Source organism: Aeromonas sp. QDB62, assembly GCF_027705695.1.
GTDB classification, from domain to species: Bacteria; Pseudomonadota; Gammaproteobacteria; order Enterobacterales; family Aeromonadaceae; genus Aeromonas; species Aeromonas allosaccharophila.
The window spans coordinates 1-21,924 of the sequence record NZ_JAPDCD010000056.1 but is presented as its reverse complement, the minus strand read 5'-3'; the positions used below and the strand labels follow the sequence as shown (position 1 = coordinate 21,924).

At 61.9% G+C, this 21,924-nt stretch carries 14 protein-coding genes and 1 tRNA gene; 10 read left to right on the top strand and 5 right to left on the bottom strand.

Going from position 1 to position 21,924, the window contains the following annotated elements; genetic code table 11:
- Positions 1–170 precede the first annotated feature (170 nt).
- Together OKC27_RS20430 and OKC27_RS20425 are read left to right on the top strand one after the other, a co-directional pair.
- A tRNA-Asp gene (locus OKC27_RS20430) sits at positions 171–247 on the top strand.
- 589 nt (positions 248–836) lie between these two features.
- The gene (locus tag OKC27_RS20425) at positions 837–2,789 is read left to right on the top strand and encodes a ligand-gated channel protein (RefSeq protein WP_182938454.1); all 1,953 of its coding nucleotides are present in this window, start codon (positions 837–839) and stop codon (positions 2,787–2,789) included.
- A gap of 66 nt (positions 2,790–2,855) precedes the next feature.
- Here the strand turns inward: OKC27_RS20425 and OKC27_RS20420 are convergent, their stop codons facing one another.
- The 3 genes from OKC27_RS20420 to OKC27_RS20410 all read right to left on the bottom strand — a co-directional run bounded on the left by OKC27_RS20420 (position 2,856) and on the right by OKC27_RS20410 (position 6,502).
- Positions 2,856–4,244, bottom strand: coding sequence for a transporter substrate-binding domain-containing diguanylate cyclase (locus OKC27_RS20420; RefSeq protein ID WP_182938453.1), 1,389 nt, complete (start codon positions 4,242–4,244; stop codon positions 2,856–2,858).
- A gap of 140 nt (positions 4,245–4,384) precedes the next feature.
- Entirely contained in the window at positions 4,385–5,746 is a 1,362-nt protein-coding gene (locus OKC27_RS20415) for an ATP-binding protein (protein WP_182939807.1), read from the bottom strand.
- A 33-nt stretch (positions 5,747–5,779) separates the two neighbouring features.
- Positions 5,780–6,502 (bottom strand): response regulator, encoded by a 723-nt coding sequence (locus OKC27_RS20410; protein ID WP_005336534.1) that lies wholly within the window; start codon positions 6,500–6,502, stop codon positions 5,780–5,782.
- A gap of 199 nt (positions 6,503–6,701) precedes the next feature.
- Here OKC27_RS20410 and OKC27_RS20405 point away from each other — a divergent pair, with 199 nt between their 5' ends.
- A complete protein-coding gene (locus OKC27_RS20405) occupies positions 6,702–7,052 on the top strand; it encodes a hypothetical protein (protein ID WP_042657018.1) in 351 nt (116 codons plus the stop codon).
- 204 nt (positions 7,053–7,256) lie between these two features.
- A complete protein-coding gene (locus tag OKC27_RS20400; RefSeq protein ID WP_182938452.1) occupies positions 7,257–9,251 on the top strand; it encodes a methyl-accepting chemotaxis protein in 1,995 nt (664 codons plus the stop codon).
- A gap of 93 nt (positions 9,252–9,344) precedes the next feature.
- Here the strand turns inward: OKC27_RS20400 and OKC27_RS20395 are convergent, their stop codons facing one another.
- Entirely contained in the window at positions 9,345–9,764 is a 420-nt protein-coding gene (locus OKC27_RS20395) for a hypothetical protein (RefSeq protein ID WP_042059741.1), read from the bottom strand.
- A gap of 99 nt (positions 9,765–9,863) precedes the next feature.
- The gene (locus OKC27_RS20390; RefSeq protein ID WP_182938451.1) at positions 9,864–10,778 is read right to left on the bottom strand and encodes a LysR family transcriptional regulator; all 915 of its coding nucleotides are present in this window, start codon (positions 10,776–10,778) and stop codon (positions 9,864–9,866) included.
- 258 nt (positions 10,779–11,036) lie between these two features.
- Here OKC27_RS20390 and OKC27_RS20385 point away from each other — a divergent pair, with 258 nt between their 5' ends.
- From OKC27_RS20385 to recD, 6 genes are all read left to right on the top strand, one after another.
- On the top strand, positions 11,037–11,369 hold the full coding sequence (locus tag OKC27_RS20385) for a hypothetical protein (protein WP_075111836.1): 333 nt from the start codon (positions 11,037–11,039) through the stop codon (positions 11,367–11,369).
- Positions 11,370–11,399: 30 nt separating this feature from the next.
- Positions 11,400–12,086 carry a pirin family protein gene (locus tag OKC27_RS20380; protein ID WP_182938450.1) on the top strand — a complete coding sequence of 229 codons (687 nt, stop codon included), beginning with the start codon at positions 11,400–11,402 and terminating at the stop codon, positions 12,084–12,086.
- A gap of 38 nt (positions 12,087–12,124) precedes the next feature.
- The gene (locus OKC27_RS20375) at positions 12,125–12,517 is read left to right on the top strand and encodes a DoxX family protein (protein WP_163127856.1); all 393 of its coding nucleotides are present in this window, start codon (positions 12,125–12,127) and stop codon (positions 12,515–12,517) included.
- Between the two features lie 261 nt (positions 12,518–12,778).
- Entirely contained in the window at positions 12,779–16,144 is a 3,366-nt protein-coding gene (recC, locus tag OKC27_RS20370; protein WP_182938449.1) for an exodeoxyribonuclease V subunit gamma, read from the top strand.
- A complete protein-coding gene (recB, locus tag OKC27_RS20365) occupies positions 16,144–19,752 on the top strand; it encodes an exodeoxyribonuclease V subunit beta (RefSeq protein WP_182938448.1) in 3,609 nt (1,202 codons plus the stop codon). Before recC ends, recB begins: the two co-directional genes overlap by 1 nt.
- On the top strand, positions 19,749–21,827 hold the full coding sequence (gene recD / locus OKC27_RS20360) for an exodeoxyribonuclease V subunit alpha (RefSeq protein ID WP_182938447.1): 2,079 nt from the start codon (positions 19,749–19,751) through the stop codon (positions 21,825–21,827). Before recB ends, recD begins: the two co-directional genes overlap by 4 nt.
- The last annotated feature ends 97 nt before the right edge of the window (positions 21,828–21,924 follow it).

Below are 21,924 nucleotides of genomic sequence, written 5' to 3'. Positions count from 1 at the left end.
GAACTCAGAAGTGAAACGCGGTAGCGCCGATGGTAGTGTGGCATTCGCCATGCGAGAGTAGGACACTGCCAGGCACCAATTAAACAGCGACGTGCACATCACGACGTTGGCCGAGAGGATGACACCTCGTTGAAGCGGCATACAATTTAGCAAAAAGCTAACCAGACAGCGGAGCGGTAGTTCAGTCGGTTAGAATACCGGCCTGTCACGCCGGGGGTCGCGGGTTCGAGTCCCGTCCGCTCCGCCACTAATTTGAAAGGCCTTCCCGACTGGGAAGGCCTTTTTGCTATGGGCGTTTTTGCCCATTGAGTCTCATTTTTGCACACCAGAGCCCGGCCCCACGACCGGGCTTTGGTGTTTTGAGCCTGTTTGTGAGCTGACGCATCCTGCCACGATGGCAATACCTTCCCCTGTTGGCGTTCTTGCCACGGTTTTCACCTCTGTATCGCAGCACATCCCATGTTGGCCATATTGTTTCACAGCAAGCTGATAGATCTTGATGATTAAATCAGACAATCTGGTAACGGTACGTCATCGCATCGCTCCCGCTTGTTTGTGTAATCCCCATGTTGGTTATGGATTTATTCCGTTAAAACAGTCTCTTATCAAGAGATGCTGGTCATGTGGGTCTGTTCTGCAGGGGGCATCGCATATCAGCAAATGATAATGATTATTGTTTGAATGATCTGAACAAGGTCGTTACAATGCGAACCGATTAATAAAGTGCTTTTCAAATGAGCCTTTACTAATGTTGCTCCTGGCCGGATGCCAGGGCGTTGTAACGAGTGAAGTAAGGGAATACGCCACTTTCCTACTAAAAACGTTCAGGCCAAAACATGACAACAGTGAAACCGAGCAAGCTTGCCTTGCTGATCTGCTCCCTTCTTGCGACCCAAGCCCATGCTGCCGAACAAGAGGTGATGGTCGTCACCGCTTCCGGCTTCCAGCAGAAGATTGAAGACTCTGCCGCCTCCATCTCCGTGATTACCCGTGAGCAGTTGGAGAAGCGGGCATATCGCGATGTGACCGATGCCCTGAAGGATGTACCCGGTGTCGTGGTGACTGGCGGGGGTAGCAGCAGTGATATCAGCATTCGTGGTATGGGGTCGAAATACACCCTGATGCTGGTTGATGGCAAGAAGGTGGATAGCCGTGGCACTCGTCCCAATAGCGACGGTCCGGGTATCGAGCAAGGCTGGTTGCCGCCATTGCAGGCGATCGAGCGCATTGAGGTCGTGCGCGGCCCCATGTCATCCCGTTATGGTTCCGATGCCATGGGCGGCGTGATTAACGTGATTACCCGCAAGACCACCGGTCTGGCCTGGCAGGGGTCGGTTCACGCTGATTCGACCTTCCAGGAGAACAAGGATGCCGGTAACAGCTTCCAGACCGATGCCTATACCGCAGGTTCACTGATTGATGGCGTGTTGGGGCTGCGTTTCAATGGCCAGCTGGCGCATCGTGGCGAAGACAAATTTACCCAGGGCTTTGCCGAGCAGGAGACCCGCAGTGGCACGGCCGTACTCAGCTTCAAGCCTGACGACCATAACCGCTTCGATCTGGAAGCCAGTCGCAGTCTGCAGGATCGGGATCGCACGGCCGGCAATTCGCTGGATGCCAAGGCGAAAGATAGCCTCAACCGCTACGAGCGCACCAACTATGCGCTGACCCATGATGGTCAGTATGAGTTCGGCTCGTCCAGCAGCTATCTGCAGCAGGAGACCAACACCAACCCCGGCCGCAAGATGGAGCTCACCAACACCATCGCCGATACCCACACCCAATTTATTCTGGGGGATCACTACCTGAGTGTTGGTGGTCAGTATCGCTATGAAGATCTGCACGATCAGGGCAATACCCTGAAAGTGGCCAACCCTGCCGAGCAGCTGACCCGCTGGAGCTGGGCGATGTTTGTCGAGGATGAGTGGTCACTCACCGACAGCTTTGCCCTGACCGGTGGCGCCCGCATGGATCGGGATCAGAACTACGGCACTCACTGGAGCCCGCGCCTCTATGGCGTTTGGCATCTGGATCAGAGCTGGACCCTGAAAGGGGGCGTCTCGACCGGCTACCGTTCACCTGACTTGCGGATGTCGGCGGCCAACTGGGGTCAGGTCACCGGTGGAGGCAGCCTGGATGGCATGCTGGTCGGCAACCCGGATCTCAAACCCGAGACCAGCGTGAGTGAAGAGATCGGCCTGCTGTGGAACGGTCATCAGGGCTTCAACGCCGGGGTAACCCTGTTCAACACCGACTTCAAGAACAAGATCTCCGAAGTGCGTCGCTGTACTGACAAGCAGCAGCCTGCCTGTACGCTCAATGGCCACAGCTATGACTTCATCAGTGACCGGGTCAACGTCGACAAGGCGAACATGCGCGGGGTCGAGGGGATGATGGATTGGGCCATCAACGAGGATTGGTCGGTCAGCTCCAGCTACACCTTTACCCAGTCCGAGCAGAAGAGTGGCCCGCTGGCAGGTCATGCCCTCAACCAGATGCCCCGCCACATGTTCAACGGCAGCGTAGACTGGCAGACCACCGAGGATCTCAGCCTCTGGTCACGGGTCAACTTCCGTGGCGAGACTTCCGAGTACCTGAGCCGGGTCAAGATGGCGGAGGGAACCCCGTCCTACACCTTCTTTGACATGGGTCTGGTCTACAAGGCCAACAAGCATCTGGATCTGACCGCTGGCGTCTACAACCTGTTCGACAAGACGGTGGATTACAGCAGCTATGGCACTGTGCTGGACGGTCGCCGCTACAACCTGGGCGTGACCTACAACTTCTGATAGGGAGTCTGTCATGCGGCCGCCCTCTTCGGATGGCGGCCGTTTTTATTGCGCGTCCGTCAGGGGTTATGCCTGATAGGGGGCAGCTTGCCAGGTATTTCGCCCCAGTCCCTTGGCCTGATACATGAGGGCGTCAGCCTGTCGCAATAGCTGGTCGGCATCAGCCTCTCTCTTTGCGTCTACCCAGACGGCCCCGGTACTGATGGAGAGGGTCACCTCCCCGCTGCTGGCGTGCAGAGTTTGCCGGTTGCTCTCTAGGCAAATGCGCTCGGCCCACTGTTCTGTCTCTGCTAGCGTCGTCAGCGGCAGCAGCAGGCAAAACTCCTCGCCGCCGATGCGGGCCAGCAGAGCTCCTTCGGGCAACAGGTTGGTCACAGTAGTGGCCAGCTTTTCCAGCAACAGATCTCCGATGCCATGACCAAAGCGGTCATTGGTCTCCTTGAAGTGATCCACATCGAACAGCAACAGTGCGCAGGGCGTGCCGTTTGCCAGCCGTTGCTCCATAGCGGGCATGAATGCCCGTCGGTTGAGCAGGCCGGTTAGGGGGTCGGTACCGGCTTGTTTCTCCAGTCTGGCGTTGGCACGGCTCAGCTCGGCGGTGCGGTTGGCGACGGCCCGGCGCAGTTGCACTATGTAGGCCACCATGGTCAACACCCCGGCCAGCAGCAGCCAGGGACCGAGGTGGATGGGATAGACAGTCTCGACATGCATCCACTTGCGGATGATCCGCTCCCGATCGCTCTCTTTGAGCTTGGCGAAGCCCTCTTCCAGCCGGTTTAACAGAGCAAGGTCGCCCTTTTTCACCGCAAAGCGGATCTGGTCGGTATAGAGGTGGCGAACCGGAATAAAGCGGGTGGGATCTTCCGAGGTATAGATGTAGAAGTTGGCGACCTGCAGATCGGCGATAAAGGCTTTTATGTCGCCCCGAAAGGCTGCCGCCAGCAGGGTGTCATTGTCATCGAAGGTTTGCAGTCTGGTGCCGGGAAAGTAGCGTCTGGCGTAATACTCCTCGTAGCCACCGGCCACCACCCCGACCGTTTCATGGAGCAAGTAGTAGTGCACATCGGTGCCGCGCAGTTCGCTTGAGAAGAAGAGCTGGGAGTCTAGCTGGGCGAGGGGCTGACCATAGTCGAACAGCTTGTCCCGCTCCGGTGACCAGAGCAGTCCGGCGTGAACGTCCGCCTTCCCCTCATGGAGCAAGTCGAGGGAGCCCTGCCAGTCGACCAGCCTGAACTCGATCTTCTGGCCGGTCACCCGGGCATATTCGCGCCACAAATCGATCAGCAGGCCATCCGGCTGGCCCGACTCATTGATATAGGAGAAGGGCTGCCAGGCTTTGGAGTTGGTAATGATGATCGGCTCTTCCGGGGCTTTGGCCCAGGCAGGCAGGGCCAGCGCTAGCAGCAGGAGCCCCCATCCGATACTGACTATGACTCCTGTCCTGGAAGAGGCCATCCTTGCTCCAATCCGTTGCCGTATACCGTCCCGTGGTCACCGATTATCACCGCCTTTCTCATTGAAGAACAAGCGTTCACATGATGAAGTTTGCATGATGCAAAAGACGCCATGACAAGGCTGGCGGATAGAGTGACTACTTACAGCGGCAGGCTGATCCGCGCCTCCAGTCCCCCTTGTGGTCGATTGAGCAGGGTGAGCTCGCCGCCGTGTTGATGGACCAGAGTGCGAGCGATGGAGAGCCCCAGCCCCACGCTGCCCGACTCGGTGTTGCGCGCTTCGTCCAGCCGTACGAAGGGTTTGAACACATCCTCCAGCCGCGCCGGATCGATCCCCGGCCCGTTGTCGCAAACCCGGATCAACAGCTCTTCCTTGCAGCGTTCCAGCGACACTTCGGCGCTGCCGGCATATTTGATGGCGTTGCCGATCAGGTTCTGCAACACCCGGCGCAGGGTATTGGCCCGGCAGGCGTAGACCTCTTTGCCCTCCGCCAGACAGGTGACCGGCTGGCCGGTATCGGCATAGTCATCGCACAGGCTGACCAGCAGGCTGACCAGATCCAGCTCGCGGGTGGCCTCCTGCTGCCCCTCCTCGCGAGCAAAGCTGAGGGTCGCCGCCAGCATCTGCTCCATCTGTTGCAGGGTCTGCTGGATCCGCTCCTTGTCCTCGCCATCGGCCAGAAACTCGGTGCGCAGCCGCAGGCTGGTGATGGGGGTGCGCAGATCGTGGGAGATGGCCGCCAGCATCCGGGTTCTGTCCTGCACGAAGCGGTCGAGCCGGGTGTGCATCCGGTTAAAGGCCTGAATCGACTCACGGATCTCGGTCGGCCCCACCTCCTGCAGCGGTTCGATATCCTCGCCGCGTCCGAGCCGCTCGGCGTTGCCTGCCAGTTGCTTGAGCGGGCGGGTGGCACGGCGAAACAGCAGCACCATCAGCCCGATCACCAGACTGGCGACCAGCATCAGGTTGAGGGTGGTCTGCCACGACCAGCTGCCCGCCTCCTTGTCGACCAGCGAGCTAAACTGCAGCCAGCCCCCCTGCGGCAGTTCGATGGAGCCGTAGAGGCGCATATCCCGTGGCGGGGGCGGCCCCTTGCGATCCCGCATCATGCGGGCGTGATGCTCCCATGCCTTGCTGCGCTGGGTATCCTCTTTCAGCTCGGCGCTGATCTCGACGGTGAGGCCGGGGGGGTAGTTGAGGCGCGAGCGCACCAGTTGCTCGAAGCGGGGGCTGCGGTTATCCGGTTGCAGTGGCTCGTCGGAGAGGCGCAGCAGCAGGGTTTCGCTACGGCTCGCCTTGAGGATCTCGTCATAAAGTGACGGGGGCGAGAGGGAGAGCAACCTGACCACCGAGATGATCCGCTGCATGGCGTTGCGGCTGTTGACGAAGCCGAGCGCCTCCTCCCGATCCGAGCGGTAGATCTGGATGCTGAGCAGCTGGATCAGGATCAACCCCGCCAGCGCCACCAGAATGATCTGGCCGGTCAGCCCCTTGGGCCACATCCGTGCCCACAGTCGTCGCAAGGTGCCCACTGCTTAAACCTGCGTCACGTCTGCGGAGAACATATAGCCGCCACCCCAGATGGTCTTGATCAGCTCCGGATTCTTGGGATCCCGCTCCAGCTTGCGGCGCAGGCGGCTCACCAGGGTATCGATGGCGCGATCGAAGGCTACCGCCTCGCGGCCACGGGCCAGATCCAGCAGTTGATCCCGGCTCAGTACCCGCTGCGGGCGTTCGAGAAACACCTTGAGCAGATCGAATTCGGCGGTGGAGAGGCTGAGGCCCACCCCATCCTCATCGACCAGCTCCCGGCGATTGACGTCGAGTAGCCAGCGATCGAAGCGCAGATCCCGGGTCAGGGTCTCGGCGGCGGGCTGGGTCTCGGCCTGGGTGCGGCGCATCACCGCCTTGATGCGCGCCAGCAGCTCGCGCGGGTTGAAAGGCTTGGCCAGATAGTCGTCGGCCCCCATCTCCAGCCCGATGATGCGGTCGGTCTCTTCCCCCATGGCGGTCAGCATGATGATGGGCAGGTTCGATTTGACCCGCAGCTCGCGGCAGAGGGTCAGGCCATCTTCACCCGGCATCATCAGATCCAGTACCAGCAGGTCGAACTCCCGCTCCTCCAGCAGTCGCTTCATCTCTTTGCCATCCCGGGCGCAGCTGACTCGCAGGCCGTGCTGTTCCAGAAAGCGCTTCAAGAGATCGCGGATCTCGCTGTGGTCGTCGACCACCAGAATGTGGGTGTTGCCCTGGTTCATGAATACCTCCCCTGCTTGGCGTTGGCACGAGTATACGAAAATCCGCCCGGCGGTTTGTGTCAAAGTGTGCCAGATCCGCACGATGCCACACTCTGCTACAAAAAAGGGCGATGCTGGCAAAGTTCAGACACTGGACGGGTGTTTACTTGAGGGCAAGGCAAGAGCGCCGAACCAGAATCATCCCTACAGGAGATAGACCATGAAAAAGCTGACCAAAACCCTGCTGACCGCCACCCTGATCCTTGGCCTGCCGCTGGGCGCCTATGCCGCCAGTGAAGCTGCACCTACCGGCCAGCCCGGTGCCATGGTGGACTGCCCGATGGATGGCGGTGGCATGATGGGTGGCAAACACCACGGTGGCCGCCATGACAAGATGGCCCGTCTGCAGAACATGACCCCGGAGCAGATCCAGGCCAACCTGCAGCAACGTTATGACCGCATTGAAGATCCGGCCAAGAAGGCTGAGTTCATCAAGAACCTCAACGAGCGTGCCGCCGGCATGACCAAGCACGCCGAAGCGATGAAGCAGTTCGCCGAAGCGAACCAGTAACAGCGCCTGCTGTTGCACACCACAGTGACAAACCGAAGGGTGGCCGAGGCCGCCCTTTTTGTGATCCCATCGATCCATTTTGCTCGAATCGTTATCTTGCTGTCGCTTATGTGAGCGATGGCAAACGCGCCATGAGCGAATTGCAAGATAATGCCCGTTCTTATAACAAGCTGCAGTTAGCAGTGGCCGTCAACAGGAGAGGGTATGGGTTGGGATCTGGGGACAATCAAGGGGCGATATACCGCCGTTTTTCTGGGATTCATGGTGGCGGTCTGTGTGCTGACCGTTATCGGTATCCAGTTATGGGTCAAACCCGAGCTGCAACGGGCGGGTGAGCAGAATCTGGTGCTGCGAGTCAGCGAGATTGCGACCGACATTCGCGATCAGCTCAACGGGGTGCAGAGCCAGTCACGCAGTATCACCCAGCTGGTTGCCCAGCTGCCGAGCGAGCAAATCGATGCCGTTCTCCCTGCCCTGATCGATCAATATGGCAATGCCATGGTGTTTGGTGGCGGCATCTGGCCGATGCCGGATCAGCGGGAAGCCGGTCGCATCAAGTTCAGTACCTTCTTTCATCGGGATGGTGCCAACAAGCTGATCCCTAACACCTACTGGAACTCGGCCGAGGCACCCAACTATTTCGAGCAGCCCTGGCACAGAGCCGGGCAGCAGGCGGCGAAAGGCATGTGTGTCTGGGCGGCGGCTTACAAGGATGGTGCCAGTCAGCAACCGCGAACCAACTGCGCCATGGGGATCTATCGTGACGGTTCCCTCTACGGAGTGTCCACCATCGATGTGACGCTGGGTTTCTTTAATGATCTGGTCGCCAAAAAAGAGCAGGAGATCGGTGGTCAGGTGATGATCGTCGAGGCCGACGGCAAGATCCTCAGCAAGAATGGTCGTTTGAGCGGGGATGTGGTGCTGGGCAACCTCTCATCTCACGGGGACTATCCCTTTGCCAGTGCCATCGCCAGCCTGCTGGGGCCGGGTAATGGCGCCGCGTTGCAGCGCACCACTTTTCAGGATCTGGGTGAAGAGCAGACATTGCTGATGCAGCCCATCGAAGGAACCCCCTGGCTGTTGGCGGCGGCGCTGCCGACCAGCACCCTGACCCACGACAGTCAGGAGGTGCTCAAGACGCTGGCAGCGATCCAGCTACCGCTGGTAGTGTTGCTGTTTGCGCTGATGTTGATGGCCATCAAGCAGCTGGGCAGTCGACTCGACACTCTCAAGCAGAATATCGATGCGCTCTCGGCCGGGGATGCTGACCTGACTGCCCGGATCCGGGTCAAGGGGCACGATGAGCTGGACCATATCGCCCAATCGGTGAACCGCTTTATCGCCTATCTGCAACAGATGATGTTGCAGGTGACCGAGACCACAGAGCTGATTACCCGTGAATTGGCCCAGCTGGATCAGCAGACGGGGCAGGCCAGACGCATTCTCGGTGAGCATGCCGCCGAGACCGATCAGATAGTGACAGCCCTGACCGAGCTCAGCTCCACGGCCGACAGCGTGGCACACCACGCGAGCGATTCAGCCAGCTTTACCGAGTCGGCCAATGGTCAGGCGATTCAGTCCCGCAAGGTGGTGGGTCAGGCCTCTGCCAGTGTGGCTGCATTGATCGATGAAGTCGATCTTGCCGCGACCAAGGTATTGGGGATGCAGGAAGATGCCCGCAAGATCAGTAGTGTGCTCAGCGTGATCGGCGATATTGCCGCCCAGACCAACCTGTTGGCACTCAACGCGGCCATCGAGGCGGCGCGGGCCGGTGAGCAGGGGCGTGGTTTTGCCGTGGTGGCCGATGAGGTGCGAGCGCTGGCGGCGAGAACCCAGAATAGCACCGCCGAGGTGGGGAGCATGCTCTCCCGCTTGACGCAGGGGGTGGCCGAAGCCGTGGTGGCCATGGAGCACACCAAACAGAGCTGTCAGGCGGCGACCGAGAATACCGAGCAGGTGACCGGCGGGCTCGACAAGATGGCGGATGCTGTGGTGCAGATCAACGATCTGGGCACCCAGATTGCGACTGCGGCAGAGGAGCAGAGCCGGGTGACCGAAGAGATCAACCGTAACATGGTCACTATCCGTGACATGGTCAATCTGCTGGTGGATAACGGGCAGAATACCGAACAGAGTTCGGCCACCCTGCTGGAGTCCAATCGCCAGCTGGTGGCACTGGTGCATCGCTTCAAGGTGTAACAAGTAGATAATGAAAGAGGGGGAGCCTGATGCTCCCCCTCTTGCTATCTGTGTCGGTGCGGGTGTGCAGCCCACTCCACCGGACGAGCGAACTTAGCCCTGAGCCTTGTCGGTCAGGTCTACTTTCTTGACGGTTTCGCCTTCGAACTTGATAACCACGTTTTTCTTGGTCGCATCGGTATCTTTCAGCAGAGTCTTGGTGGTTTCTGCCAGCAGCGGAGAGGCCTTGTTCAGGGCATCCAGATCATAGGTCCACACTTCCAGGCCAGATTCGGTCTTGGTGGAGGCCGGTGCGCCCAGCTTCTCTTTGATAGCCTGCTTGTTGGAGCCGCCTTCCTTGATATCCAGTGCCTGCTTGATGGCTTCGTTGGATGCGCTGTCCACAGCACCGGATACGGCGGTATTGGCCGCATCTTTTACGCTGCTGGTGACGCTGTCGGTCAGAGAGTCCATCAGGCCAGCATTGGCAAACAGGGGCAGGGTGGTGAGGGCTACCAGCAAAGTCTTTTTCATTTTCTACAGCTTCCATGGGGTCAATGAGGCGGCTATGAAATCAGCAAAGATATTGGGTGTCAAGCGAGGCGCACAATTAACATTTCTGTTAACTGGGTCTCATTTTTCACCGACCGCAAACAGTTTTGGTATCTCCCGCACCAGCCAGCTCTTGGCCTTGCCCATGGTGTCCCGCCGCCAGGCCAGCACCACCTGCAACTGATGGCGATATTCGGGGCTGATCACCTTGAGTCGTCCGGCCCGGATGTCCTCCTCAATCCAGCTTTGCGGCATGGTACCGACGCCGATACCCGCCAGCAGAGCGTTGCGTTTTTCCGCCATGGTGCTGACGGTGAGGCGCGGCTGCTTGTCCAGCAGGCGATAGGTGAGCACCGGTTTGCGCAGCGCCGAATCTGCTACCGCGATGGCGCGGTAGCGACGCAGGGTTTCGTCTGCCAGCGGCTCCGGCTCCTGATGCAGCGGGTGATCGGGATGGGCGACGTAGAGCATTACCTCTTCCTTGAGCACCTGATGCTTAATGCCGGTCATCATGATATCGGGGTTGATCGAGGAGATAAGCAGGTCGGCGCGGCCATCTTCCAGACACTCCCAGCTGCCCGCCAGCACCTCGGCTCGCAGCCGCAGTCGGGTATCGGTCTGCTCGGCCAGCTTCTCCACCAAGGGGTAGAGAGCCTGCACCGGGACCAGCGCATCGACGGCGATGGTGATGTCGGTCTCCCAGCCGCGGGCCAGCGCCCGGGTCTCGCCCACCAGATGCTCGGCCGCCTCCAGCAGCACCCGACCGCGTTCCAGCAGCATGCGGCCCGCCGGGGTGAACTTGGTGCGGTGGCCGCTGCGGTCAAACAGCATGGCATCCAGTTCGTCTTCCAGCTTCTGCACCGTATAGCTCAATGCCGAGGGCACCTTGCCCAGCTCGTCGGCCGCTGCCGCGAAGCTGCCACGGCGGTCGATGGCGTCCAGCACCCGGATGGCTTCCAGGGTCAGCGCCCGTTCCTTGTTCGATTCCTTGGCCATTTCATACCTTCAATTTTTTTGAACATGTTTGCCAGTTTATCTCGCTAACAAGTTAGGCCAAGTGTCTTTAATATTCAATCAACGCTTAGGCAGGAACGTCGAGCGGCCAAATATGCGGGAAGTTCCGCACTGTGACACACCAAATCGGTCTGTCTGATGTCGGTGAAAGAACAACACACTATTTGAATAACCTCTTGCATGGATGCATTGATTCTGGCCGAAAAGGCCTTGGCAATGACATATAAAACAAGAGACTGAATGAACATGAAAAACGTAATCAAGATGCTGGCCGTTGCAGGCCTGATGACCACAGGTTTCGCCAACGCTTCCGTACCGGCTGACTTCAACGCCATGCCCGGCGTGCTGTTTGTGAACTGGAATGCCACCGCCGCAATGGATGGCAAAGCCAATCCGATGCTGGAAGTGCGTGACGAGTCTGGCGATCTGCTGGCATCAGTCCACGCCAACCTGACTGGCACCCAGCAGGTGCTGATCCCGAGCCGTACCCAGGGCAACCTGACCGTCAGCCTGGCTGGCCAGAGCAGCGAATACCGTATTCCGTTCGGCATCGGTGGTGGCAACCCCCGCTAAGTCGAACCCCGGATAGATGAGGAGCAGACCATGATGCAATTGAGAGCCGCAGAAGCGCGGGGCAAGGCCAACTTTGGCTGGCTGGACGCGCGCCACAGTTTCTCCTTCGGTCACTACTATGACCCGGAGTGGATGGGACACTCGGTGCTGCGGGTGATCAATCAGGATCTGGTTGCGCCGGGTGGCGGATTCGCCACCCACCCTCACGCCAATATGGAGATCCTCACTTGCGTGCTGCAAGGCACCATAGAGCACAAGGACAGCCTCGGCCATGCCGAGCAGATCCCGGCAGGGGATTTCCAGCTGATGAGCGCAGGCAGCGGGATCCGCCACAGCGAGTACAACCCCTCGCAGACGGATCCTCTCTCCCTGTTGCAGATCTGGATCGAGCCGAACGAGTTCGGCACGCCACCCGGGTATCAGCAGAAGAAGATCGAGTCCAGACCGGGCATGACGCTGGTGGCGTCACCGGATGGCGAGGCGGGATCGCTGCGGATCCGCCAACAGGCCCGCGTATGGCGGCTGGAACTGGCCCCGGGCGAGACGCTCGAATGGGCACTGGCTGGCCGACACGGTTACCTGCAGATGATTTCAGGGGAGCTTGCCGCCAACGGTCTGGCTGCCCGACCCGGCGACGGGGTACTCAGTCGTGATGAATACCGGTGGGAGTTGGTCGCAACCAGTGCCACTCAAGCCCTGTTGTTTGACCTGCCCTGATTGGTCAGTGGCGATACGAGATAAATGAGGATAGTGAAATGGACAAGATGAAAGATGTTGCGCTGCTGGCGAGTCGTGTACTGCTGGCGCTGATGTTCGTGATGGCGGGCTGGAGCAAGATCGGCGGTTACGCCGGTACTCAGGGTTATATGGAAGCGATGGGCGTGCCGGGCTTTATGTTGCCGCTGGTGATCCTGCTGGAGCTGGGCGGTGGCCTTGCCATCGTGCTGGGCCTCTTTACCCGCAGCCTCTCCGTGCTGCTGGCCGGTTTCACTCTGATGGCTGCCTTTATTTTCCACTATCAGCCTGCCGAACAGATGCAGATGCTGATGTTTATGAAGAACGTGTCAGTGGCCGGTGGTTTCCTGGCCCTGGCGGCGGCTGGTGCGGGTGCCTTCAGTGTGGATGCCCGCCTCGGCAAAAACTGGTAATACCCTGAAGATTCAAGTTTTCCAATGCCTTTTGGCCGGTGCAACTGCACCGGCTTTTTTCTGTCTGCGTTTTCCGGGTCGGTGAGGCGGCGCGCCAAATCTGCGGCGCCCCTCATGATTCCGCCGCTTGCTTGCCGCTGGCAGCAAGAGCCTTTTGCATCTTCCCCCCCGATCCCCGACAATTCCCACTCCTGTGAAGTGACGGAAATGGCTCCTCTTTTCCGGCGCTCATCCCCTCTTGTGAATTGGCGGGAGTCGTCCATGTTTACCCTCTACCACTCCAATCAGCTGGATCTGCTCAAGGAGCTGCTGGTCAACCATATCCGGCAGGCCCCTCTCTCTCACCCCTTCGATCGGGAGCAGATCCTGGTGCAGAGTCCGGGCATGGCCCAGTGGCTCAAGCTGGAGCTGGCCAAAGCCTTCGGCATCGCCGCCAATATCGACTTTCCGCTGCCCGCCAGCTTTATCTGGGAGATGTTCACCCGGGTGCTGGCGGATGTACCGCGCCAGAGTCCCTACAACAAGGGCTCCATGAGCTGGCAGCTGATGACCATTCTGCCTGCCTTGCTGGAGCGGCCCGCCTTTGCCCCGCTCGCCGCCTATCTGGGCGGTGGAGATGAGGAGGATCCTGCCAGGGATCCCGAGCAGGTACGGCTGTGGCAGCTCTGCCAGAAGGTCGCGGATCTGTTTGACCAGTATCTGGTCTACCGGCCGGACTGGATCGCCCGCTGGGAAGAGGGGGAAGGATTGAGTCAGGAGCTGGCCGGGGTGAGCTGTCAGGATTGGCAGCCAGAGCTGTGGCGCGAGCTGGTGGCCCGCACGTTGGCGCTCTCTCCGAGCGGCTACCACCGTGCCAACCTCTACGAGGAGTTTATCCACGAGCTGGCACGCACCGCCGATCTGCCGGGCAAGCTGCCACAGCGGGTCTTTGTGTTCGGCATCTCGGCGCTGCCGCCGCGCTATGTGGAGGCGCTGCTGGCCCTCGGTAGTCGGCCGGAGGTGGAGGTGCACCTGTTTGTCACCAACCCCTGCCGCTACTACTGGGGGGATCTGCTGGATCGCAAGACGCTGGCGCGCCTCGAGAACAAGCTTAAACCCGGCACCGATATCGAGACCTTGCAGGGCCCCGCCAACCCGCTGCTCGCCTCCATGGGCAAGCTGGGGCGCGACTACCTGCACCAGCTGATGGAGCTGGAGGTGCCGCAAATCGAGGCTTTCGTCGATATCGACGAGGTTGATGCCAAGGGCAATGTCAGCCTGCTGCGCGCCATCCAGAAGGATGTGCTGGAGCTGGCCGAGCGAGGCGCCGGTCAGTTCGATCTCGACAGCAGCCATCACAAGAGCCCGATCGATCCGGCGGATGGATCCTTGCAGATCCACGCCTGTCACGGCCCGATGCGCGAACTCGAGGTGCTGCACGACCGGCTGCTGGCGCTGTTCGAGCAAGACCCGTTCCTCACCCCGAAAGACGTGGTGGTAATGATGCCGGATGTGAACAGCTACGGCCCCTATATTCAGGCGGTGTTTGGGGCGCGCGGCCAGATCCCGTTTGCGGTCTCGGATCGGGCGGCGAGTCAGGAGAGCCCGCTGCTGCAAAGCTTCCTTGCCCTGCTCAGGCTGCCCAATGCCCGTTTGGGGGCAGGGGAGCTGCTCGCCATTCTCGAGGTGCCCGCCGTGCTGCGTCGTTTCGAGCTCGATGACGACGAGTTCAACCAGCTGCGGGTCTGGGTGCAGGAGACCGGCATCCGCTGGGGGCTGGACGACGGCTACCCCGTCCGTTTCGATCTGCCGCCCATGTCCGGCAACAGCTGGCTGTTCGGCCTGCGCCGCATGCTGCTCGGCTTTGCCATGGGGGATGGCGAGCCGGTGGCGGGCATTCTGCCCTACGCCGATATCGAGGGTCAGCAGGGGCTGGCACTCGGCAAGCTCGCCTGGTTTGTCGATTCGCTGGCCGAATTCCTGCCCCGCCTGCAACAGGCGCAGCCGCTGGCCGAGTGGAACGGCTGCTTGCTGGCGCTGCTGGAGCGCTTCTATCTGGCCGACGAGGATGAAGAGCGTCAGCTCCAGCTTATTCGCAGCCAGCTGACCGAGTGGCAGACCCGGCTTGGCGAAGCCCGCTTCGAGCAGCCCATCACCGCCGATCTGTTGCAGGATTACCTCGGCAGCGTGCTGGGGGAGTCCCGCTCTAGCCAGCGCTTCCTCGCCGGTCAGGTCAACTTCTGCACCCTGATGCCGATGCGCTCCATCCCCTTCAAGCAGGTCTGCCTGCTCGGCATGAACGACGGCGTCTATCCGCGCACATTGGCTCCCATGGGGTTCGATCTGATGGCGGTGGCGTCGCGGCGCGGGGATCGCTCCCGTCGCGATGATGACCGCTACCTGTTCCTCGAGGCGCTGCTCAGTGCCCAGCAGGGGCTCTACATCAGCTATCAGGGATTCAGCGCGCAGGACAACAGCGACAAGGTGCCGTCGGTGCTGCTGGCGGAGCTGATCGACTATGTGCGGCAGGGCTTTGTGCTGGCGGGGGATGAGGATCTCGACGACGAAACTTCCAGCAAGCGGTTGCTCAACCACCTGATGGTGGCGCATCCGCTCACCCCCTACAGCCGCAACTACTTCTACCCGGAGCCGGGTTCGCGCCTCTTTACCTATGCCGCCGACTGGTTGCCCGCCCTCAATCCGGTGCGCGGCGCGGCCAACTTCCAGAGCGGCGAGCTGCCTCTGCCGCCAGATTGGAACAGAGGGGGGGGCAAGGAGCAGGGGCTGGAGCTGGCGGAGCTGCTGCGCTTCTATCGCCAGCCCACCAAATATTTCCTCAACCGCCGCCTCAAGGTGTGGTTTGAACTGAACGAAGCCAACATCGAGGACAGCGAGCCGTTCGAGCTGGATGGCCTGCAACATTATCAGCTGAAAGATCTGCTGCTCGATGCCCATCTGGCTGAAGGTGAAAGTACCGAGCGTCGCGAGCGATTGCAGCTCACCGGCCTGTTGCCGCAAGGGTGGTTTGGCAGCCTGCTGCTGGACGATCTGGATGCCGAGATGGGCAAGCTGGCGGATCGGCTGCGGCCATGGGTTGCGGCCAATGAGTCAGAAAAGCAGGCGGTGGAGATCGATATCTCCCTCACTCAGGGCCAGTTGCAAGGGTGGATCGACACCCAGAAGGGACGCTTGCTGGTGGTCAAACCCGGCAGCTTCAACGGCAAGGATCTGCTGCTGGGCTGGATCCAGCACCTCTGCCTCTCATTGAGCAGCGCCCCCGGCGACACCCTGCTGTTCGATGCCAAGCAGAGTCTGCGCCTGCCTGCACTCGCTTCCGACGAGGCGCGCCCCAAGCTGGCGGCGCTGGTGGCGTGCTGGGCGCAGGGGATGAAGCGGCCGCTGCCGTTCTTCCCCAACACCGCCTGGGATTGGCTCAAGGCGATCGAGAAGGATCCCGACAAGCCGGAGGCGGCCGACAAGGCGGCCCTCACCCGTTTCAACGGCGGCTGGATGATCAATGGGGAGGGTGCTGATCCTTACGTTGCCCGCTGCTTCCCCGAACTCGATGACGAGGTGCTGGGGCAGTTGCAGGCGCTGGCTCGCGAACACCTGACCCCGCTGCTCAAGACCCTGGAGGAGCTGAAATAATGGCTAACCCGCTCAATACCCTGCGTTTTCCCCTCCATGGTGAACGACTGATCGAAGCCTCCGCCGGTACCGGCAAGACCTACACCATCGCTGGTCTCTACCTGCGCCTGCTGCTGGGCCATGGCCCGCTCATCGAGGAGGGGGCCGATGCCGGTCAGCCGAGTGCTCACGAGCGGCCACTCTCGGTGACCGAAATTCTGGTGGTGACCTTTACCGAAGCGGCCACCGCCGAGCTGCGCGGGCGGATCCGCGGTCGCATCCACGAGGCGCGGCTCGCCTTTATGCGCGGCCACAGCAGTGACACCCTGCTGGCCCAACTGCTGGCTGAGGTGGAGGATCATGAGCTGGCGGCCCGTCGCCTGCTGGCTGCCGAGCGGCAGATGGACGAGGCGGCGGTCTTTACCATCCACGGCTTCTGCCAGCGGATGCTCAAGCAAAACGCCTTCGAGTCGGGCGCCCTCTTTGAAACCGAATTTCTTACCGACGACAGCCAGCTCAGGCTGCAGGCGGTGAGCGACTACTGGCGCGCCGAGTTCTATCCGGTGGATAAAACCCTCGCCAGCTCGGTGCGCGCACTCTGGTCGAGCCCCGCCGCCCTGCTGCGGGAGATGAACGGCTGGCTCGACAACAGCGAGCTGGAGATCCACCCCGCGCTGGGGGACGAAACCCTCGCCGCCCGCCATCAGGCGGCCATGAGTCGCATCGCGGCGGTGAAGGGCGAATGGCTGGCGCAGACGGACGAGATCCGCCGCCAGACGGATGGGCAAGTAAGCCGCTATACCGGCAAGAACTACGAAGGGTGGCTTGCCAAGATAGCCGACTGGGCACAGGACGAGAGCAGTGGCTACGCCATCCCCAAGGAGCTGGAGCGCTTCGGCCAGACGGTGCTGGAGGAGAACCTCAAGAAGGGGGGCGCCGTGCCGACCCTGCCGCTGTTCAGCCAGATCGACCAGCTGCTGGCCAGCCGCCCCGGCATTCGGGATCTGATCCTGCAACGGGCGGCCAAAGTGGTGCGCAGCCGGATGCAGGCCAGCAAGCGCCAAGCCCATCAGCTCTCGTTCGATGACCTGCTGAAAGACCTCGATGGGGCGCTTGGCTCCAGCCTTGGCGAGAGGCTCTGCGAGCGCATTCGCGCCACCTACCGGGTGGCGATGATCGACGAATTTCAGGATACCGATCCCCAGCAGTACCGCATCTTCCATCGCCTCTACGGTGGCCACACAGATACGGCGCTATTGATGATCGGTGACCCCAAGCAGGCCATCTACGGCTTTCGCGGCGCCGACATCTTTACCTACATTCAGGCGCGGCGAAATGTGAGCGCCCACTACACCCTCGGGCGCAACTGGCGCTCCAGCAGTGCGCTGGTGGCGGCGGTCAACGGCCTGTTCGAGCGGGCAAAAGATCCCTTTATCTACGAGGCGGATATCCCCTTCCTGCCGGTGGAGGCGCAGGGCAAGAGCAAGGCGCTGCTGCTCGATGGCGTCACCGCCCCTGTGCTCCACTGCTGGCAGCTGAGCGGCCAGCCCACCTTCAATCGGGGGGATTACCAGAGCAAGATGGCCCGCGCCACCGCCGCCGAGATCCACCGCCTGCTGACCCTGGCCCGCGAGGGCAAGGCGCTGATCGGTGACAAGGCGGTGAAGGCCGGGGATATCGCCGTGCTGGTACGCACCGGCGCCGAGGGCAAGCTGGTGCAGCAGGAGCTGGCGCGCCTCGCCATCGCCTCCGTCTATCTGTCGAACCGCGAGAGCGTGCTGGAGCAGGTGGAGGCGCGGGAGATCTTGCTGATTTTGCACGCCTGCCAGAACCCGAGCGAAGAGCGCAGCCTGCGGGCGGCGCTCGCCACCGGGCTGTTTGATCTGGATGCCAGGGCACTCGATGGGCTGGCCAGCGACGAGCGGGCGTGGGAGAGCGCGGTGCAGGAGTTTATGGAGTACCGCAAGATCTGGCACCGCCGCGGCGTGCTGGCGATGTTGCGGGCCCTGCTGCACCGGCGCAATCTCGCCTCCTCCCTGCTGGCGAGCCCCTACGGCGAGCGGCGGTTGACCAACTTCCTCCATCTCGGCGAGCTGCTGCAACAGGTGAGCAGCGAGCTGGACGGGGAGTACGCCCTGCTGCGCTGGCTGGGGGAGGCGGTGAGCCGCCCCAACGGGCAGGATGCGGAGCAGGTACTGCGGCTCGAATCCGAGCGCAAGCTGGTGCAGATCGTCACCATCCACAAATCCAAGGGACTGGAGTACCCGCTGGTGTTCCTGCCGTTTATCTGCAGCCACAGAACCGCCGAGACCCCGCTCTATCACGAGGCGGACGAGGCGGGCAATCGCACCATTCTCGATCTGACCGGCGCCGAGGGTTCCCTGGCGGAGGCCGACCGCGAGCGTCTAGCCGAAGATCTGCGGCTGCTCTATGTGGCGCTGACCCGGGGCGTCTACGCCACCTGGCTGGGGCTGGCGCCGGTGCGGGCGGGGGCGGGCAAGTCGGAGAAGACCGACCTGCACCACACCGCCATCGGCTACCTGCTGCAAAAGGGGGAAGAGGGGGATGCGCAGACGCTGGCGACCGCCCTGACCGAGCTGTCACAGGCGCTGCCCGGGGTGGCTGTCGGTGAGCCCTCGCTCACCCGTCCGGCCCCGCTGCCGCCAGAGGAGGAGCAGTTGGGCGAGCCGCAGGTGCGCCACTTTAGCGGTTCCCTTGAGCGGGACTGGTGGATCAGCTCCTACTCCGGGCTGGCGGCGCAGGGTCACGGTCACAGCAAGGGCGTACTCGCCAATCCCGGCTTCGATGACGAGGTAGTGACCGAGGCGGCTGCATTGGCTTCCGAGCAGCCGGATGAGGCACCCCAGCCCTCCATCTTCACTTTCCCGAAGGGGGCGCGCCCCGGCACCCTGCTGCACAGTCTGTTTGAGACCATCGATTTTCAGAGCGCTGGTGGCGAGTCGCTGGCAGAGCATATCGCCAGCTTGTTGCTGCAAGACGGTTTCGACGAGAGCTGGGCCCCCGTGTTGCAACAGCAGGTGGAGGCGGTGCTGGATACCCCGCTCGATACTGGCTTTGGCGAGCCGGTGCGGCTGCGGGATCTGGCCCCCGAGCGCAAGCAGGTGGAGCTGGAGTTCTTTCTGCCCATGGGGCGGGTGACGGCACCGGCGCTGACCGCGCTCTGCCAGCAGCACGACCCGCTGTCGCGGGGCAACAAGCCGCTCAGCTTTGCCACCGTGCAGGGGATGCTCAAGGGCTTTATCGACCTGGTGTTCGAGTGGCAGGGGCGCTGGTATCTGCTCGACTACAAATCGAACCACCTCGGTATGAGCCCGGCCGATTACAGCCGTCCGGCGCTGGAGCGGGCGATGGCCGAGCACCGCTACGACCTGCAATACCAGCTCTACTCGCTGGCGCTGCACCGGCTGCTCACCCTGCGCCTGCCGGGTTACGACTTCGAGCAGCACTTTGGCGGCGTTTTCTATCTGTTCCTGCGCGGCATGCCGCAGGGGGGCATTTTCCATACCCGCCCGAGCCGTGAACTGGTGCTGGGGCTGGATGAGTTGTTTAGAAATGGTGATCGCTCTGGCGGTGTTTCATCAACAGAATTAAACGAGGTAGAGGCATGAGCGGCACCATGATCAGCACCGCAACCAGCGCAATGATGGTTGAACGGCTCAAAACACTGGCGCTGGCTGGCCGCATCCGCCAGCTGGATCTGCAATTTGCCAGGCTGGTGGCCGATCTGGGCGGCAGCCCCGAGCTGGTGCTAGGGGCTGCGCTCGCCTGCTTCGAGCTGGGGCGCGGCCATGTCTGTCTGCCGCTGGAGATGCTCATCGCCGGATCCTTGCGCCCGTTCGGGCTGGATCCCCAGCAGAGCCGGGATCTGCTGCTGGATCTGGCGGATCCTGCCCGCTGGCCCGCCCTGTTTGCAGAGAGTCCCCTGGTTGGTACCGAGCAGGATGACGGGCTCGCCCCGCGCTGGCCGCTGCGGCTGTGGCACGGGCGTCTCTACCTCACCCGCTACCACGATCACGAGCAGGGGGTGGCCCGCCATCTGCGCGCCCTGAGCGAACGCGCGCCAGAAGAGGGGCATAAGCGGCCGGAGATAGCCCCGGCCCTGTCGCGGCTGTTTGCCCGCGACTACGGGCTGGTGTTCGGGGCGCTGCTCAAGGCCCGCCTCGCCCCCGACTTCTCGGCTCGCCACTTTATCGAGAAGTATCTCGATCTGGTGTTCCCGAACGAGGTGGATTGGCCCGCCATCGAGGGGCTGCTGGCCAGTGCTCAGGCGGCGAGCGACTTGAGCAAGCTGGATACGCTGGTGCCCGAGGCGCTCTGCTGCAACGGCCAGAAGCTGGCGGCGGCCACCGCGGCGGCGCGCCCCTTTGCGGTGATCTCGGGTGGCCCCGGCACCGGCAAGACCACCACGGTGGCCAAACTGCTCGCCATTCTGGTGGAGACCGGCCTGCAAGCGGGAAAGGCACCGGCGATCCGGCTGGTGGCCCCCACCGGCAAGGCGGCGGCGCGCCTCACCGAGAGTATCGGCTCTGCCCTGCAGGCCCTCGATCTGCCCCCCGAATGGGTCGAGGCGATACCCACCGAAGCGGGCACCCTGCACCGGCTGCTCGGGGTCATTCCGGGGCGCAGCCAGTTCCGCCACCACGCGGGCAACCCGCTGCACCTCGACCTGCTGGTGGTGGATGAGGCCTCCATGGTCGATTTGCCCATGATGGCACGGCTGCTCGATGCGCTGCCAAGCCACGCCCGCCTGATCCTGCTCGGCGACAAGGATCAGCTCGCCTCGGTGGAGGCGGGGGCCGTGCTCGGCGATATCTGCAGCTTTATCGAACAGGGCATCAGCCCGGCGCAGGCGGATTGGCTCTCCCGCCAGACCGGCTACCGCTTGCAGGGCTCGCCCGCCGGTGCACCGGTGCGTGACAGCCTCTGCCTGCTGGCCAAGAGCTGGCGCTTTGATCAGCACTCCGGCATCGGTCAGCTGGCGCGCGCCTGCAACAGCGGCGATGCCACGGCGGTGGAGGCTGTCTGGGGCGCAGGATTCGCCGATATCAGCCTGCACCCCTGGGCGGGGGAGGCCTACGAGGCCCTGATTGCCCAGGGAGTGGCCGGTTACGGCAGCTATCTGAAGGCGGCTCGTGCGGGGGAAGCGCCCGCCGCCGTATTCAAGGCATTCAACAGCTTCCAGATCCTCTGCGCCTTGCGCGACGGCCCGTTCGGGGTGCTGGGGCTTAACGAGCGGCTGGAACTGGCCCTGTCACGGGCTGGCCTGATTGCCCGCGATGGTGACTGGTATGCCGGTCGCCCGGTGATGGTGGTGCGCAACGACCACGGGGTCGGCCTCTACAACGGCGATATGGGGCTCTGCCTGCCCGATGAAACTGGCCGGTTAAAGGTATGGTTCGAGCAGCCGGACGGCACCCTGCGGGCGCTGTTGCTCAGCCGCCTGCCACCCCACGAGACCGTCTACGCCATGACCATCCACAAATCCCAGGGCTCCGAGTTTGCCCATACCGTGCTGGTGCTGCCCGACAGCCCCAGCCCGCTGCTGACCCGCGAGCTGGTCTATACCGGCATCACCCGCGCCAAGGCGCGACTCGATCTCTACGGCGATCGCGCCCTGCTGGCCCAAGCGGTGCGGAAAAAGACCGAGCGTTATTCCGGATTGGCGGAGAGGTTGGGGGAGTGATTGATTGGATGGCGGTAAAGGGCTCAGAGATCCCCTCATTTTTAGAGACTCAAATAATTCCAAGTGTGCGGGTATATAAGCGGTGTTGCTTCAGGTA